The organism is Noviherbaspirillum sp. FW303-A3 (genome assembly GCF_058788695.1).
Map to the genome: position 1 here is coordinate 1,911,802 of NZ_JBYTAZ010000001.1, position 16,226 is coordinate 1,928,027.

Consider the following 16,226-nt stretch of genomic DNA (forward strand, 5'->3'; position numbering starts at 1 on the left):
ATGCTATTGGACGACGCACGCGAAACGATGCGGTCTGACACAATCAACCGCCGCAAGAACATGCCGCCCGTCCGCATTCCGCAGATTTCGCCGATCAGCCTGATTTCGCTGCTGTACGCGCTCAGCCTGTACATCTTCTATAGGCAGGGTTTCATCAGCGGGCTGACATTCAGCTGTGTTGCCGCGGCAGTGGTAGCAGTTGTCGCGCTCTTCTACGGCGTTTTCCGGCTCGGATTGAACCAGCGCTTCCATGAGCCGAGCCTGATGCTCCCGCAGTTGATGGCGTCGCTGCTGATCATGCTGGGCGTGGCCTACCTCGAACGCTCGACGCAGATTGCGCTGGTGCCCTTCGTCCTGATTGCGTTTTCGTTCGGCATATTCAGGCTGTCCACTGCATCGCTGATCCTGCTCTCCGTCGGCTGCCTGGCCGCCTATCTCGGCATCATCCTCGTACGCGCGCAGGCCGAGGGCTACCACTTCGGTTTCCGCGCCGACATGGCGCAATGGTTCGTGCTGGCGCTGACCCTCCCCGGCATGATCATCGTGGGCAAACAGATCCAGAACATGCGCCAGCTGCTGCGCGCCACGCGCTATCAGCTTGAACACTATGAAGAGAAATCCGTCCGCGACGAGCTGACCGGCCTCTACAACCGCCGCCAGCTGCAGTCAGAACTGGAGCAGGCCAAGCTGCAGGCCGACAGTTGCGGCATCCCGTTCACGATCTGCCTGATCGATATCGACAGGTTCAAGGAAATCAACGACAACAACGGACATCTCGTGGGCGACACGATCCTGAAGGAATTTGCCCGCGTGGCGCGGGACAGCATCCGCGACACCGACGTCCTCGGACGCTACGGCGGCGACGAGTTCATGCAGATCCTGCCGGACACCGATGTGAAAGGCGCCGTGATGCATGCGGAACGGCTGCGCGTCTATGCGCATTTCCTCGACTTCCAGAAGATCCTGGAACAGAAGCACATATCGCTGTCGATCGGTGTTGCCCAGTACAGGCAGGGAGAAAAGATCACGGACCTGATTTCGCGCGCCGACTCCGCGCTCTACCAGGCCAAGCAGCTCGGACGCAACCGGGTGGAATGGATCAACGACTAGCGATCAAATCCTGCTCGCGAAATACCGCAAGCAGCAGCTTTTTCACTGGCGCCGGCAAGGGCGCATCCGCCAGCCGTTCACCTGGATACCAGACGTGACTGGATTGCCTTGCCGCATCGGCACGGCGCGAGAGCCGGACCCGGTAGGGAGAGACATGCAGTTTGAAGTGGGTAAACACGTGCGAAAACGGCGTAAGTTTTTCGCTTGATTCGGGTTCGCCAAAAGTTGCTGCCACCGAAAACACTTTATCGGACACATCGCCGTCGACTGCAAGTTCAGGCAGGGACATCAATCCGCCCCAGATGCCTGTATCGGGGCGCTGCTCCAGCAGGACATGACCGCCATGCGTGATAACCAGCATGGTGGTGGACTTTTCCGGCACGGCCTTCTTTGGCCGGCGCTCCGGCAACAGGTGCACGCGTCCGCTTCCATAAGCCACGCATCGCTGCACCAGCGGACACTGGCCGCACAACGGACTGCTGCGCGTACACAAGGTGGCGCCGAGATCCATCAATCCCTGTGTATACGATTCAATATCCCGCTCAGGCAGGAGAGTGACCGCGCGTTGCCACATCCTGTCTTCCACCGGCTTGGCTCCGGGGAAGCCTTCTATTCCGAATACCCGCGCGAATACGCGCTTGACGTTGCCATCCAGAATGGCCGCCCGCGCGCCATAGGCAAATGCAGCGATGGCCGCAGCCGTCGACCGGCCGATCCCGGGCAACTCGGCGAGCAGCAGTGGATCGGCGGGAAAGACACCGCCAAACTCCGCCACCACACGCTGCGCGCACCGGTGAAGGTTGCGCGCGCGCGAGTAGTATCCCAGCCCGCTCCAATGCGCCATCACTTCCTCGGACGGCGCAGCCGCCAGCGATGCGACATCGGGAAATCGGTCGAGAAAGCGAAGGTAGTAGGGAATGACCGCGGATACCTGGGTCTGCTGCAGCATGATTTCCGACAGCCAGATGCGATAGGCATCCGTGGTGTTCTGCCATGGCAGCGTGTGCCGCCCATGCTGCTTTTGCCATCGGATGACGGCCTGCGAAAATGATGGATCCGAAAACGCCGAACCGGCGCCCGCAGCCTGCGCTGCCGGCGCCCCTGCAACCCGCTTCATCTATGCCGCCGCCTTGAGAGCGGACAGTTCCGCAGCAATTGCGCCCTTGAGTTCCGCTTCAAGCGCGTGGAGGATTTTCTTCTGCGCCTCGATCTCGGACTGCATCGCTTCCAGCACCTGCACCTTTTCTTCCAGGCTGTCGGTGGCGAGATGGATGCGTTCGATCGACTGGCGACGCTTCTTCAACTGCGACCGGTGCTCCCAGATCTGCGCTTCGAGCGGTGCCATGACCACCTTCAGCCATGCTTCGACGTCGCGGTTCGCCTGCAGGAAGCTTTGCTTCACGCGCGATGCGATCGAGTCGAAGAACTTGGTCATCAGCGCCACCTGCGGCATCGTGAGGATGGCCGCGGCGCCGAACTGCTTGTGGTACACGCTTTCGATCAGCTCGATCTCCTTGAGGTATTTCTCGAGCGAAAACGGCATCGGAGAAGAAAGCGCCAGACCATGCTCGGTAGAGAATTTCCGGTACATCACCGTCATCATCTCGGTGATCTCGTCCGTCTTCTGGCCGGACTGCACAAGGTTGTTGCGCACATGCGCGAAGAAGTCCTTCACTGCCGCGCGCATGCCGGCGGAGAATTTGCTGTTCTCCATCGACTCCCGGGTCTTGCGGATTTCCGCCTTCAGGATGTCCATGCCGAGGCTGGTGAAGACCTCGCTCGACAGGCGCGTGAAAACGGCGCGCGTGCCTTGGAGTTTCAGCAGGCTGCTGTCGAACTCCTTCTTTTCGAGATCGACGCGCTTCATCATGTGTTCGATGATCGACTGGTTCTTGCCGCGCAGGCTCTTCAGCTCGACCAGCTGCTCCACGATGTTGCGGCTGCGCGAAGCCAGCAACGCATGCTTGGCTGCCGTCAGCTCGTTGACCTCTGTCTCGAGCTGGCCGCGTACGATTTCCCGCTTGCTGGGAATGAGCTCTTCCGAGAGCGCGGATTCGAGTGCCGGCAAACGGCTCTTTTCCAGCAACCCCGGATCGCGGTTGACCTTGCCGACAAGGCCTTTCTGAGCCGAAATGGGGAACACCTGGTGGGTGGACAGACTGAGCGTATGGGCGACGGTCGCGACCTGCTTTTCGATCTGCTCCTCAACCTCTTCAACCGAGCGCAACTCGTCCCACATGCTGTCGATCTTGTTGAGCACGACAAGGCGGGCGGGGCCGCCGCCGATGTGGTCGCGCCAGACGTCGATGTCGCTCCTGGTCACGCCGGTATCGGCCGCCAGGATGAAAAGCACGGCGTGCGCGTTCGGGATCAGGTTCAGCGTCAATTCCGGTTCGGTACCGATCGCGTTCAGGCCCGGCGTATCGATGATGACCAGGCCCTGCTTCAGCAGCGGGTGCGGAAAATTGACGATCGCATGGCGCCACTGGGAAATTTCGACGAGACCGTCGTCCCCCACGGACAGCGATGCATCGGGATCGTCCTCGTGGTACAGGCCGTATCGCTTTGCCTCGTCAACCGGCACACGCTTGGTCAGGCTCACCTGCTTGAACGCATCCAGCATGCCCTCGCCGGACGTGATGTCGAGCGGCAGGACGGTCCAGACGTGGTTGTTGTCCTTGTAATCGCTGGTCGATGCCGCCTCTGCGCGCGTTTCGATCGGCAGCAGCCGGATCGACGGCGGAAAGGTTTCGTCGTACAGCAATTCCGTCGGACACATGGTGGTGCGTCCCGCCGAGGACGGCAGGATGCGCTGGCCGTAATCGGCGAAGAAGATGGCGTTGATCAGTTCTGACTTGCCGCGCGAGAACTCAGCCACAAAGGCAATCGAAAGCTTGTCGTCGGTCAGCCTGGCTTTCAGGCGCGAGAAATGCTGGTCGCTGACCGGGTCGGAGAGGTCCGTTCCGCTTACGCAGGCGCGGTAGCGCTCGAGCGCAGCCATGACGTTGTTGCGCCAACCACTGTATTCCTGGAACTTTTGTACCAGATTGCTCACAATTTCCCCAAGCTAACACTGTATGAATGTACGAATCTAGCACCCGGACTCATTTTTGACAATTTGGGCAGTAGAAGGTCGAACGCTGTCCCTGCTTGATCGCCCGGACCGTCGTCGCGCATATCCGGCACGGTTCTCCGGCGCGGTCGTAGACAAAGTAGCTCTGCTGGAAGTATCCGGGCTGCCCGTCCGCCGCCATGAAATCGCGCAGCGTGCTGCCGCCTTTTTCTATGGCGGCAGCAAGCGTTTCACGAATGGCCACCGCCAGTCTTTCATATCGGACAAGGCCGATACGGTGGGCAGGCGTGCGTGGATTGATCCCTGCCTTGAACAGGCTTTCCGATGCATAGATATTGCCGACCCCAACGACAATGTCTCCGGCAAGCAACACCTGCTTGATGGAAGCACTGCGCCGGCGTGTCATCTTGTACAGCAATTCAGCGTTGAATCCGCTATCCAGCGGCTCGACACCGAGTCCGCGCAGCAGCAGGTGCTCGTCGACCATGCCCTCCGCGCTTCCATGCCAGAGCACAGCACCGAACCGCCGCGGGTCAGTCATGCGCATCACCTGATCGCCGAGCTCCAGATCGAAATGGTCATGCTTTTCGGGTGGCGTCCCGCGCGGCAGTATCCGCAGGTGGCCGGACATTCCCAGGTGTACGATGAGCGTGCCGTGGTCGAACCCGATCAGGAGATATTTGCCGCGGCGTCCGGTCGAGCGAATACGCTGCCCGCGAAGGAGTTCGGCAAGCCCATCGGGAAAAAGCCATCGAAGGCCGCTGTGGCGCAGCGCGACACCGGCAACCACCCGCCCTTCCAGATGCGGGGCCACGCCCCGGCGCGTCACTTCAACTTCGGGTAGTTCAGGCATTGTTCAGACGACTCTTTGCAGAAAGACAAATTTGACAGAAGACAAGTGTGGTATCACTGGAGTGCCATCACTTTCGATGGCCGCAGTGTTCGCAAGGGCGATAATTCGGCTCGGCAGCTCTATATTACCCACGCGCATAGCGCCCCCGTTGGGCGTAAAATGAATGCTGCCTGATTAGCTGGGAATGTTCCTTGAAAAACACTCTTCTCATTGTAACTCTGCCGATCCTGTTATCGGCGTGCGCCACCCGCACCATTCAACCCGCGCAGCCCGTCATCGCGTCGGCGCCTGCCGTGGTGGCCAACGCCGACGAGTCGGTCGTCAGGAAAGCTTCGTCCGCATCCCCGCACAAGCGTCCCGGTTCTGGCGAGCAGAAACCGGAGGACCCGCTGCCCTCGGTGGAGTTGACGGATGAGCTGGTGTACAAGCTGATCACCTCGGAAATTGCATTCCAGCGCGGCGACTGGCAAACCGCCTACGTGACGCTGCTCTCCCTCGCCCAGCAGACGCGCGACCCGCGCCTGGCCCGCCGTGCGGCAGAAATGGCGCTGACGGCCAAACAGGCGGATGAAGCATTGAGCGCGGTGCGCCTCTGGCGCACGCTGGCGCCGAACTCCGACGAGGCCACCCAGTATTACCTGAGCTTTGTCATCCTGAGCGACAACCTCGACGAAGCGCAACCCATCCTCGAGGAGCGCCTCAAGGAAGCGCGTCCCCAGACTCGTGGCTTGCTCGCCTTCCAGATGCAGCGCCTGCTCGCCCGGGCCAAGGATAAAAATGCCGCGTTCGCCATGCTCGAGCGCATCCTCCAGCCCTACCTCGACGTGCCTGAAGCACGGCTGGCCTTGGCCCAGGGCGCCTATGCCCGCGGCGACATCCAGCGCGCGCGCCAGGAAGCAGAGACGGCACTCAAGGCCAAGCCCGAGTCCGAACTCGCCATCCTTGCGCTGGTACAGGTGACACAGGATAAGGCGGAGTCCCTCAAGCTGCTCGGCGATTTCGTCGCCAGCTATCCCAAGGCACGCGACGTGCGCATGGCCTATGCGCGCATGCTGATCGACCAGAAGCAATATACGAAAGCACGCGGCGAATTCGAAGCCCTGCTCAAGGACCAGCCGCAAGACCTGACCTCGCTATACGCGCTTGGCGTACTCGGCATGCAGACCAATGACCTGAAGTCGGCCGAGCAATACCTGACGACCTACCTCAACCTCTTGTCCGCGAAACCGGATGACGAGCGCGACCCGTCCCAGGCATTGCTGCTGCTTGCGCAGATCGCCGAAGAGCGCAAGGACAGCGACGGCGTCCTCAAGTGGCTGTCCCAGATCGAACCCGGCGAAGCCTACCTGAATGCTCAGATCAAGCGTGCACAGGTCATTGCCAAGCGGGGCGACATGGCGAGCGCCCGCAAGCTGCTGCACGAACTGAGCGTCAGCGGCGACCGCGAGGAAGCCCAGATCGTCATCGCCGAAGGCCAGCTCCTGCGCGACGCCAACCAGTTACAAGAAGCGTTGAAGGTCTTCAAGGCAGGACTTGCACGCTTCCCATCCAATACCGACCTGCTCTACGACTACGCGATGGCCGCCGAAAAGAGCAGCCAATGGGATGTGATGGAGTCATCCCTGCGCAAGATCATGGAACTGGCGCCCAACAACCAGCACGCCTACAACGCGCTCGGCTATTCGCTGGCCGAGCGCAACGTCCGCCTGCAGGAAGCGCACTCCCTGATCGACAAGGCCCTGCAGCTGGCTCCCGACGACCCCTTCATCATGGACAGCATGGGCTGGGTGCAATTCCGGCTCGGCAACCTGAAAGAAGCCGAATCGCTGCTGCGCCGCGCCTACGAGCTGCGCCCCGATGTGGAAATCGCCGCACACCTGGGCGAAGTCCTCTGGGTGAAAGGCCAGAAGGATGACGCGCAAAGACTGTGGCGTGACGCGCAGACCAAGGACCCGCAGAACGACACACTCAAGAGCACGCTGGCGCGCCTGAACGTCAACCTATGAGTCTTTGCCTTGCCCGGGCAATCGCATTCGCGTTGCCATTGCTGCTGGCTGGCTGCGCCACCATGTCACCGCCCGCCCCACCGGCGACCGAGCAGGCGGCGCCACGCCGCTTCCACGAAACAATCGACATCGGCGGACGCCTGTCCGTGCGTTACCAGGCCAACAGCAGGGATGAAGCCCTGCACGGCAGCTTCACCTGGTCGCAGACTCCGGCGCAAACCGTTGTCACCCTGTTGTCGCCGCTCGGCCAGACCGTGGCCGTCATCGACGTCAATGCCGAAGGGGCGACACTCCGGCAGACCGGACAGCAAGCAAAGAGCGCCGCCAGTGTCGATGCACTGACAGCGGAAACGCTCGGATGGCCACTGCCGGTCGCCGGGCTGCGGGAATGGCTGCAGGGGTTTGCGGTCGACATTGCCGGCAAACGCCTCGTTGCCAGCCCGCCCGAAACACGCATTGATTCACGTGACGGCTGGCGCATTCACTACGCCAGCTGGCTCGATGACAATCCGTCGTCACAGGAAAACCGTCCCAAACGCATCGACCTTGCCCGCAACACCGAGCAGGCAGGCGACGTCTCTCTCCGTATCGTCATCGACACATGGCAACCTCGCTGAACAACTGTCCCGCTCCCGCCAAGCTGAATCTGTTCCTGCACGTCACCGGACGCCGCCCGGACGGCTATCACCTGTTGCAAACCGCCTTCCAGTTGCTCGACCATTGTGATCTGCTGCATTTCACCGTGCGCAGCGATGGCGTGGTGCGCCGCCTTACCGACATTCCAGGCGTACCGGAAGACACGGACCTGATCGTGCGCGCCGCAAAACTGCTCAGAGCGGCCATATCCCCCGGCCTTGCCGGGAAGCTGGGCGCCGACATTGCCATAGAAAAAAGGCTGCCGATGGGCGGAGGACTCGGAGGCGGCTCCTCCGATGCGGCGACCACCCTGATTGCGCTCAACCACTTGTGGCAAGCCGGGCTGACGCGCGATGAACTGATGAAACTCGGTCTGCAGCTCGGTGCAGATGTACCTTTTTTCATCTTTGGCCGGAGTGCGTTTGCAGAAGGCGTGGGCGAAGATCTGGCGGCCGTCGACACCCCGAATCGCTGTTATGTTGTCATCGAACCCGGGGTTTCCGTACCGACCGCAGCAATATTTTCAGATCCGGGTTTGACAAGAAACACAAACCCCGTCAAAATATCGGACTTTTCCAAGGCATCCAATTGCTTCGGAAAAAACGACCTGCAAGTCGTGGCAACAAGACTCTTCCCGCCGATTGCCGAAGCCATCAACTGGCTGCAACAATTTGGCGATGCAAGAATGACTGGTTCCGGTGCTTGCGTGTTCTGCGCCTTCGGGCAGGAGCATGAAGCTGACGAAGTGCTGAAAGCAGCACAGAAAACCGGACAGACTCAGTGGAAAGTCTGGAAAGCCAAGGCGATCGAGCGCCACCCGCTCTCGCACTTGCTGCCGTCGTAGTACAGAATTCGTTTGACGTTGCATGAAGCACATGGGCAACGGCAGACAACAGGTTGCGTAGGGGAATCGCCAAGCTGGTTAAGGCACCGGATTTTGATTCCGGCATACCAAGGTTCGAATCCTTGTTCCCCTGCCATTAAACACAAGAAGAACCCAAAGCCGCCAACGCGAGACACACAGTCATGCCTTGGCGGCTTTTCATCCTTTTAACCCGCAATTTCCTAGGTGTCCCATGGCGCTTGAAAACCTGATGGTCTTTACCGGCAACGCAAACCCGGAGCTGGCCGCAGGGGTGGTCAAGCACCTCGGCATCCCCCTTGGCAAGGCTGTCGTGTCGAAATTCTCCGACGGCGAAGTCATGGTGGAAATCAACGAGAACGTGCGCGGCAAGGATGTTTTCGTCCTGCAATCGACCTGCGCGCCGACCAACGACAACCTGATGGAAATCATGTTGATGGTCGATGCACTCAAGCGTGCTTCCGCCGGTCGCATTACCGCCGCCATCCCCTACTTCGGTTACGCCCGCCAGGATCGCCGTCCGCGCTCCGCGCGCGTGGCGATTTCCGCCAAGGTCGTTGCCAACATGCTGCAGCAGGCCGGTGTCGGCCGCGTCCTGATCATGGATCTGCACGCAGACCAGATCCAGGGCTTCTTCGACATTCCGGTGGATAACATTTATGCATCCCCGATCCTGTTGACGGACCTCATCAAGAAGAATTACGACGACCTGCTAGTCGTGTCGCCGGACGTCGGCGGCGTGGTCCGCGCCCGCGCACTGGCCAAGCGCCTGAACTGCGACCTGGCCATCATCGACAAGCGCCGCCCGAAGGCGAACGTGTCGGAAGTCATGCACATCATCGGTGAAGTCGAAGGCCGCAACTGCGTGATCATGGACGACATGGTCGACACAGCCGGCACGCTGACCAAGGCCGCCGAAGTGCTGAAGGAGCGCGGCGCCAAGAAGGTGGTCGCCTACTGTACGCACCCGGTGCTGTCCGGCCCGGCGATCGACCGCATCACGACCTCGCCGCTGGACGAACTGGTTGTCACCGACACCATTCCGCTGACTGCTGAAGCCAAGGCCTGCCCGAAGATCCGCCAGCTCACCGCAGCGGACCTGCTGGCCGAAACCTTCAAGCGCATCACCAAGGGCGATTCGGTCAGCTCGCTGTTCGTCGACTAAGTTTTCGGTTTTCCCTTCTTCCTCCGGGAGGAAGGTTTTCACGTCCCCTGGTCGCGGGGGACTTATCGCAAGCTTGCTTGCACTTTTGGAGCTAAAAATGAAAGTTATCGCATTCCCACGCACTGAGCAGGGGTCCGGAGCGAGCCGCCGCCTGCGCAATGCGGGCCAGACGCCGGCCATCATCTATGGCGGCACGACTGATCCGGTCACCATTGCACTGGACCACAACGCGCTGTACCACGCGCTGAAGAAGGAAGCTTTCCACTCTTCGATCCTCGACATGGAAATCGAAGGCAAGGTCGAAAAGGTCCTGCTGCGCGACTTCCAGATGCACGCATACAAGCAACTCGTGCTGCACGCTGACTTCCAGCGCGTCGATCCGAAGCAGAAGATCCACGTCAAGGTGCCGCTGCACTTCGTGAACGCTGAAGTCTCCCCGGCCGTGAAGCTGGGTGGCGCGATCATCAGCCACGTGATGAACGAACTCGACGTCAGCTGCCTGCCGGCCGACCTGCCGGAATTCGTCGAAGTCGACCTGTCCAAGGTCGAAGCTGGCGCATCCGTCCACCTGGCTGATATCACCCTGCCGAAGGGCGTTACCGCAGTTGCACACGGCGACAACAACCCGACCATCGCGATCGCAAGCGTTCCGGCTGGCCAGGTTTCCGCTGACGACGCCGCAGCCGCAAGCGCAGCAGAGACGAAGTAATCCGTCTTTCGCAGGCAGCAATGCCGCACTGAAAACCCCGCCCGCATGGCGGGGTTTTTTGTTTCCAGCGCCGGATTGGACGCCAAACGGCAACTTCCACGATAATCATTCCTTTTCCGCGGCAACACTCAACACGCATGCCCATCCGTCTCATCGTCGGCCTCGGCAATCCGGGCCTTGAATACGAACAAACGCGCCACAACGCGGGCTTCTGGCTGGTCGACAATCTTGCCGGCGGCCGGCTCATGCGCGAGTCAAAATACAATGCGCTGGCGGCGAAAACGGTGATCGCCGGCCAGGAAGTCTGGCTGTTGGAACCGCAAACCTACATGAATCGCTCCGGCCAGTCGGTCGGCGCGCTCGCCCGCTTCTACAAGATCCCGCCCGACGATATCCTCGTCGTGCATGACGAGCTCGACCTGCAACCGGGCGTGGCAAAGATCAAGAAAGGCGGCTCGTCCGGCGGGCACAACGGCCTGAAGGACATCACCGCTGCGCTCGGCACGCAGGACTACTGGCGACTGCGCATCGGCATCGGCCATCCGCGCACGGCGAACCTGCAGCAACCGGTGGCGGATTTCGTCCTGCACCGCCCCCGCAAGGAAGAACAGATCCTCATCAACGACGCCATCGACAAGAGCCTGGATGTCATTCCCACGCTCTGCGAAGGCAAATTCGAGGCAGCCATGATGAAGCTGCATTCGACCGCAAAATGACGGCCTGTATCCGATGAAGGCGCTGGCGATCCATGCCGGGCCGAAGGCGCTGGCACATATCCGCGAACACGGGCTGCGCGCGCAGGATATCTCCATCATCCCTGCCGCAGCCGGCGGCCCGAAGGGTTTGATTTTCCAGAAAATGGACCAATGGCTGTTCGGCAGCTGGCTACCGTCCGCGCCGCGCGAGCGTACGCTGATCGGAGCATCGATCGGCGCCTGGCGCATGGCCGCGGCGTGCCAGGCAAATCCTGTGGAGGCATTCCGGAAGCTCGGCGACCTCTATTGCGGACAATGCTATCCGCGCAAACCGACGCCTCGGCATGTGTCCGATACCTGCGAACGGTTTCTTGCCGAATTCATCACCGGCCATGAGCAGCACACCATCGCACATCCCCATCATCGCCTGCAAATCCTGGTATCGCGCGGACGAAAACTCCTCAAAGCGCCGACGCGCAACCTCTCGGTCACTGCGGGGTTTGGCCTGGCCGTACTCGGCAACCTCGTGTCGCGCTCCCAGCTCGCCAACCATCTGTCGCGCGTCGTCGTCGGCGACCAACGCGACCCTGCTTTCTGGCTGAAGGCGAAATTCGACGCCTTCGACACCCAGTTCATGCCGCTGTCCCCCGAAAACCTCAGCAGCGCACTGCTGGCGTCGGGCACACTGCCCTTCATCATGGAGCCGGTGCGCGACATTCCAGGTACGCCTGCAGGCACCTTCTGGGACGGTGGGTTGATCGATTACCACCTTGCCCTTCCCTACTCGCGCGTAGCCGGCAATCCCGAGGGCGGCCTCGTCCTCTACCCGCATTTCGGCGAGCAGATCGTGCCGGGCTGGCTCGACAAATCCCTGCCCTGGCGGCGTGCCAATGTCGGCCGCAACAGTAATTGGCTCGACAACGTCGTCCTCCTGTCGCCAACGCGCGCCTTCCTGCAAACCTTGTCCAGAAGCAAACTCCCAGACCGGAACGATTTCCTCTACTACGGCGAGAACAACGATTTCCGCATCCTCAACTGGAAGCTGGCAATCAGCGAAGGCGCCCGCCTGCGGGACGAACTCGCAGAATTTGTCGAAAATCCCGACCCGGCCCGGGTCAAGCCGCTCTGATCCGCCCTGCCGCTACGGTAAAATAGCGGGTTAATTCATACACTTAGCAAAACAAACACCATGAGTCTCAAATGCGGCATCGTCGGCCTGCCTAACGTCGGCAAATCCACCCTGTTCAACGCGCTGACCAAGGCGGGCATCGCTGCGGAAAATTACCCCTTCTGCACGATCGAGCCGAACGTCGGCATCGTGGAAGTGCCGGACCAGCGCCTGAATGCCCTCTCCGGGATCGTCAAGCCGGAGCGCATCGTTCCCGCCGTCGTGGAGTTCGTGGACATCGCCGGCCTCGTCGCCGGCGCTTCCAAGGGTGAAGGCCTCGGCAACCAGTTCCTCGCCCACATCCGTGAAACCGATGCGATCGTCAACGTGGTGCGCTGCTTCGAAGACCCGAACGTCGTGCACGTCGCCGGCAAGGTGAGCCCGCTGGACGACATCGCGGTGATCCAGACTGAACTCGCGCTGGCCGACCTCGGCACCGTCGAAAAATCCATCCAGCGCGAAAGCAAGAAGGCCAAGGCGGGTGACAAGGATGCGATCAAGCTGGTTTCCGTGCTGGAACGCATCGTGCCGCACCTGAACGAAGCCAAGCCGGTGCGCGCGCTCGGCCTCGACTCAGAGGAAATGGCACTGATCAAGTCGCTGTGCCTCATTACTGCAAAGCCGGCAATGTACGTGGCCAACGTCGCCGACAACGGCTTCACCAACAACCCGCTGCTCGACCAGCTGACCGCCTACGCGAAGGAGCAGAACGCGCCCATCGTTGCCATCTGCGCAGCCATCGAAGCGGAAATCGCCGACCTCGAAGAGGAAGACAAGGGTGCCTTCCTCGCCGACATGGGCATGGAAGAACCGGGCCTGAACCGTCTCATCCGCGCCGGTTTCAAGCTGCTCGGCCTGCAGACTTACTTCACCGCGGGCGTGAAGGAAGTGCGCGCATGGACGGTGCCGATCGGCGCCACCGCACCGCAGGCTGCCGGCGTGATCCACACCGATTTCGAACGCGGCTTCATCCGCGCGCAAACCATCTCCTTCGACGACTTCATCTCCTACAAGGGCGAACAAGGCGCGAAGGAAGCCGGCAAGATGCGCGCGGAAGGCAAGGAATACATCGTCAAGGATGGCGATGTGCTCAACTTCCTCTTCAACGTCTGACCTTTTCCTCGACCCGGCATGGCTATCCTGACCGAACTGAACCTGTACCCGATCAAGTCCTGCGCCGGCATCTCGCTGCGCGAAGCGACGCTGACGACCGCCGGACTGATGGTCGAACACATCTACGACCGCGAATGGATGGTCGTGGACGCGAAGGGCGAGTTCATGACCCAGCGCGACTTCCCGAAAATGGCGCAGATCACGCCGCGCATCAAGGCTGACACGCTCGAACTGCGCGCACCCGGCATGCTGCGGCTGGAGATTCCGCTCGGCCTGCCCGATCCGGAAAATGCGAAGACGATGCAGGTCCGCGTCTGGGAAGACACCGTGCAGGCCTACGACTGCGACGAGATCACCGCCACCTGGTTCACGAACTTCCTCGGTACGCCCTGCCGCCTTGTCCGCTTCCATGCCGACGCGAAGCGGCTGGCGAGCGGCAAGTGGACGGGGGATGTGGAAGCGCCGACGCTGTTTGCCGATGCGTTCCCGATGCTCGTGATCTCCGAAGGCTCGCTCGCCGACCTCAACGGCAAGCTGAAGGCACAGGGCCGGGACGCATTGCCGATGAACCGCTTCCGCCCGAACATCGTGATCGGCGGGATCGAGGCATTCGAGGAAGATTTCGCCGCGTCCTTGCGCATCGGCGAGGCAAAGCTGAAACCGGTCAAGCCCTGCTCGCGCTGCAATGTGCCGTCGGTCGACCAGTCGACCGGCGTGCCGGGCCCCGACCCGCTGGATATCATGCAAAGCTATCGCGCCAATCCGAAACTCGACGGCGCCCTCACCTTCGGCATGAATGCCATTGTGCTCGAAGGCGAAGGCCAAGTCCTGCGCGTGGGGCAGGACGTCGGTGTCGACCTCGCATTCTGACCCCGGTCAACGCATCCGGGCCTGCGGTTGCAGGCTCGTAGTGCGCCATGTAGTATTTGCCGAACGTTTTTGACTTCGTTCGGGACATCCACCATGTCGCACGATCTGGCGCGGGAAAATCGGCAATTGCGCGATCAGTTGGCGCAACTGATCGCCAATGCCCAGAAAAACCAGCAGATCCTGCAGCGGCATCAACGCCTCGACCTTCAGTTCATCTCCGCCGACAGTTTCCAGGCGCTGATCGACACCCTGTTCACGACCTTCCCCGAAACTGCCGGACTGAACCTTGTGACGCTTGGCCTCCTCGACGGGCAGTACGACATCCGTCGCATCCTGGTCCAGCTCGAAATCAACCTGTCCGAACTGCCGCAACTGCTGTTCCTGCAGGACGAAGCGGAATTCGGCGACCTGGCGGGAAAGCTGTCGAAACCGGTGCTGGGCACGTACAGCGAAGAACTGTTCGGGACGATGTTCCCTGAACCGCTGACGCCTCCGGCCAGCGTCGCCGTAGTCCCGCTATGGCGCCACACCCGCCTCATCGGCACCCTCAACCTAGGCAGCAACGATCCAGGGCGTTTCATGCCGAACATGAGCACGGATTTCATCGAGCACATGGCATGCATTGTCGCCATCTGCGTGGAAAACGTGATCAACAACGAGCGGCTCAAGCACATCGGCCTGACCGACCCGCTTACCGGCGTGAACAACCGCCGCTATATCGAGCGCCGCCTGCTCGAGGAAATCGGCCGCAGCCGCCGGCAGAAGACGCCGCTGTCCTGCATGTATATGGACATCGACCACTTCAAGCAGATCAACGACAAAATCGGCCACCAGGCGGGCGACGAGGTGTTGCGCGGCGTGGCCGGGCGCATCAAGGCGGAACTCCGCCTGAGCGATTCGCTGGGCCGCTTTGGCGGCGAGGAGTTTGTCGTCCTGCTCACGGATACGGAACGCGACGACGCGGTCAATGTCGCCGAACGCATCCGGCAAAGCATCGCGGAACAACCGCTGGTGCTGACGAGCGGGGAAAAGCTGAATGTGACGATCTCGGTCGGGGTCGCCGGATTGCAGCCTGCCTTGGGGGATGAGGCGGTCGAGACAACGTCACAGCACCTGGTGGCGCGTGCCGACCACGCGCTTTACGAAGCAAAGGCACTCGGCCGGAACAGGGTCGTCCCGGCGAACTGACACTCAGGATTGCTGCTTTTCAGCCTGCAGTCGTTCGTACTTGGCCTGCAGCTCTTCCTTGCTCTCGCGCCAGGCGGGATTGAAGGGGATGCAATCGACCGGGCAGACCTGCTGGCACTGCGGCTCGTTGTAGTGGCCGACGCATTCGGTGCACTTGTCGGGATCGATCTCGTAAATCACCGGCCCCATGTAAATCGCGTCGTTCGGGCACTCGGGCTCGCACACGTCGCAATTGATGCATTCGTCCGTAATCATCAAAGCCATAACAACCTCTGACCTGCTTTCTTACTTGCTGCCTGCAGCGATCTTTTCCTTGAGCCAGCGCTCGACGGAAGGGAATACGAATTTGGACACATCGCCGCCCAGCGTGGCGATTTCACGGACGATGGTGCCGGAAATGAACTGGTACTGGTCGGACGGGGTGAGGAACAGGGTTTCGACATCGGGCAGCAGGTAGCGGTTCATGCCGGCCATCTGGAATTCGTACTCGAAGTCGGACACCGCCCGCAGGCCGCGCACAATCACCCTAGCATCGTGTGTGCGCACGAAATCCTTCAGCAGGCCGGAAAAGCTCTCGACCTGGACATTCGGATAATGGCCGAGAACCTCATTGGCGATCGACAGCCGCTCGTCCAGGGAAAAGAAGGGCCGCTTGTTCTTGCTGTCGGCGACACCCACAATCAGCTTGTCGAACAGGCCAGACGCGCGGCGCACCAAATCCTCGTGCCCGCGCGTGAGCGGATCGAACGTTCCTGGGTAAACAGCTGTAACCATCGGG

16 protein-coding genes and 1 tRNA gene are annotated in these 16,226 nt (G+C 61.0%); 12 read left to right on the plus strand and 5 right to left on the minus strand.

Annotated elements, in window-relative coordinates; translation table 11 throughout:
- The first annotated feature begins 27 nt into the window (after positions 1-27).
- Positions 28-1,110 (plus strand): GGDEF domain-containing protein, encoded by a 1,083-nt coding sequence (locus tag AC3WOY_RS09315; protein WP_492422993.1) that lies wholly within the window; start codon positions 28-30, stop codon positions 1,108-1,110.
- On the opposite strand, the gene mutY is transcribed toward AC3WOY_RS09315, so the two are convergent.
- Genes mutY through mutM form a run of 3 tightly spaced genes read right to left on the minus strand, consistent with a single transcriptional unit; the run spans position 1,100 to position 5,036 of the window.
- Entirely contained in the window at positions 1,100-2,227 is a 1,128-nt protein-coding gene (mutY, locus tag AC3WOY_RS09320) for an A/G-specific adenine glycosylase (RefSeq protein ID WP_492422995.1), read from the minus strand. The genes AC3WOY_RS09315 and mutY overlap by 11 nt on opposite strands.
- On the minus strand, positions 2,228-4,165 hold the full coding sequence (locus AC3WOY_RS09325) for a dynamin family protein (RefSeq protein WP_492422997.1): 1,938 nt from the start codon (positions 4,163-4,165) through the stop codon (positions 2,228-2,230).
- A gap of 49 nt (positions 4,166-4,214) precedes the next feature.
- Positions 4,215-5,036 (minus strand): bifunctional DNA-formamidopyrimidine glycosylase/DNA-(apurinic or apyrimidinic site) lyase, encoded by an 822-nt coding sequence (mutM, locus tag AC3WOY_RS09330; RefSeq protein ID WP_492422999.1) that lies wholly within the window; start codon positions 5,034-5,036, stop codon positions 4,215-4,217.
- A gap of 191 nt (positions 5,037-5,227) precedes the next feature.
- Between mutM and AC3WOY_RS09335 the strand changes: the two genes are divergently transcribed.
- The 11 genes from AC3WOY_RS09335 (at position 5,228) to AC3WOY_RS09385 (ending at position 15,448) form a co-directional block, all read left to right on the plus strand.
- Positions 5,228-7,042, plus strand: a complete 1,815-nt coding sequence (locus AC3WOY_RS09335) for a tetratricopeptide repeat protein (RefSeq protein WP_492423001.1) — start codon at positions 5,228-5,230, stop codon at positions 7,040-7,042.
- 62 nt (positions 7,043-7,104) lie between these two features.
- On the plus strand, positions 7,105-7,659 hold the full coding sequence (lolB, locus tag AC3WOY_RS09340) for a lipoprotein insertase outer membrane protein LolB (protein WP_492423003.1): 555 nt from the start codon (positions 7,105-7,107) through the stop codon (positions 7,657-7,659).
- Positions 7,644-8,522, plus strand: coding sequence for a 4-(cytidine 5'-diphospho)-2-C-methyl-D-erythritol kinase (gene ispE, locus AC3WOY_RS09345; protein ID WP_492423005.1), 879 nt, complete (start codon positions 7,644-7,646; stop codon positions 8,520-8,522). Before lolB ends, ispE begins: the two co-directional genes overlap by 16 nt.
- Positions 8,523-8,581: 59 nt before the next feature.
- Positions 8,582-8,658 (plus strand) — tRNA-Gln (locus tag AC3WOY_RS09350).
- Between the two features lie 96 nt (positions 8,659-8,754).
- Positions 8,755-9,705, plus strand: a complete 951-nt coding sequence (locus AC3WOY_RS09355; protein WP_420473000.1) for a ribose-phosphate pyrophosphokinase — start codon at positions 8,755-8,757, stop codon at positions 9,703-9,705.
- A 97-nt stretch (positions 9,706-9,802) separates the two neighbouring features.
- Positions 9,803-10,414, plus strand: a complete 612-nt coding sequence (locus AC3WOY_RS09360) for a 50S ribosomal protein L25/general stress protein Ctc (protein ID WP_492423007.1) — start codon at positions 9,803-9,805, stop codon at positions 10,412-10,414.
- Between the two features lie 137 nt (positions 10,415-10,551).
- A complete protein-coding gene (pth, locus tag AC3WOY_RS09365) occupies positions 10,552-11,130 on the plus strand; it encodes an aminoacyl-tRNA hydrolase (protein WP_492423009.1) in 579 nt (192 codons plus the stop codon).
- A 13-nt stretch (positions 11,131-11,143) separates the two neighbouring features.
- The gene (locus tag AC3WOY_RS09370) at positions 11,144-12,238 is read left to right on the plus strand and encodes a patatin-like phospholipase domain-containing protein (protein WP_492423011.1); all 1,095 of its coding nucleotides are present in this window, start codon (positions 11,144-11,146) and stop codon (positions 12,236-12,238) included.
- Between the two features lie 60 nt (positions 12,239-12,298).
- On the plus strand, positions 12,299-13,390 hold the full coding sequence (gene ychF, locus AC3WOY_RS09375; protein ID WP_492423013.1) for a redox-regulated ATPase YchF: 1,092 nt from the start codon (positions 12,299-12,301) through the stop codon (positions 13,388-13,390).
- Between the two features lie 18 nt (positions 13,391-13,408).
- A complete protein-coding gene (locus tag AC3WOY_RS09380) occupies positions 13,409-14,260 on the plus strand; it encodes an MOSC domain-containing protein (RefSeq protein WP_492423015.1) in 852 nt (283 codons plus the stop codon).
- 93 nt (positions 14,261-14,353) lie between these two features.
- Positions 14,354-15,448 (plus strand): GGDEF domain-containing protein, encoded by a 1,095-nt coding sequence (locus AC3WOY_RS09385; RefSeq protein WP_492423017.1) that lies wholly within the window; start codon positions 14,354-14,356, stop codon positions 15,446-15,448.
- Positions 15,449-15,451: 3 nt separating this feature from the next.
- On the opposite strand, the gene AC3WOY_RS09390 is transcribed toward AC3WOY_RS09385, so the two are convergent.
- Positions 15,452-15,712 (minus strand): YfhL family 4Fe-4S dicluster ferredoxin, encoded by a 261-nt coding sequence (locus AC3WOY_RS09390; protein WP_492423019.1) that lies wholly within the window; start codon positions 15,710-15,712, stop codon positions 15,452-15,454.
- A gap of 21 nt (positions 15,713-15,733) precedes the next feature.
- Complete coding sequence (coaD, locus tag AC3WOY_RS09395) at positions 15,734-16,222, minus strand: pantetheine-phosphate adenylyltransferase (RefSeq protein WP_492423021.1); 489 nt, start codon at positions 16,220-16,222, stop codon at positions 15,734-15,736.
- Positions 16,223-16,226: the final 4 nt, after the last annotated feature.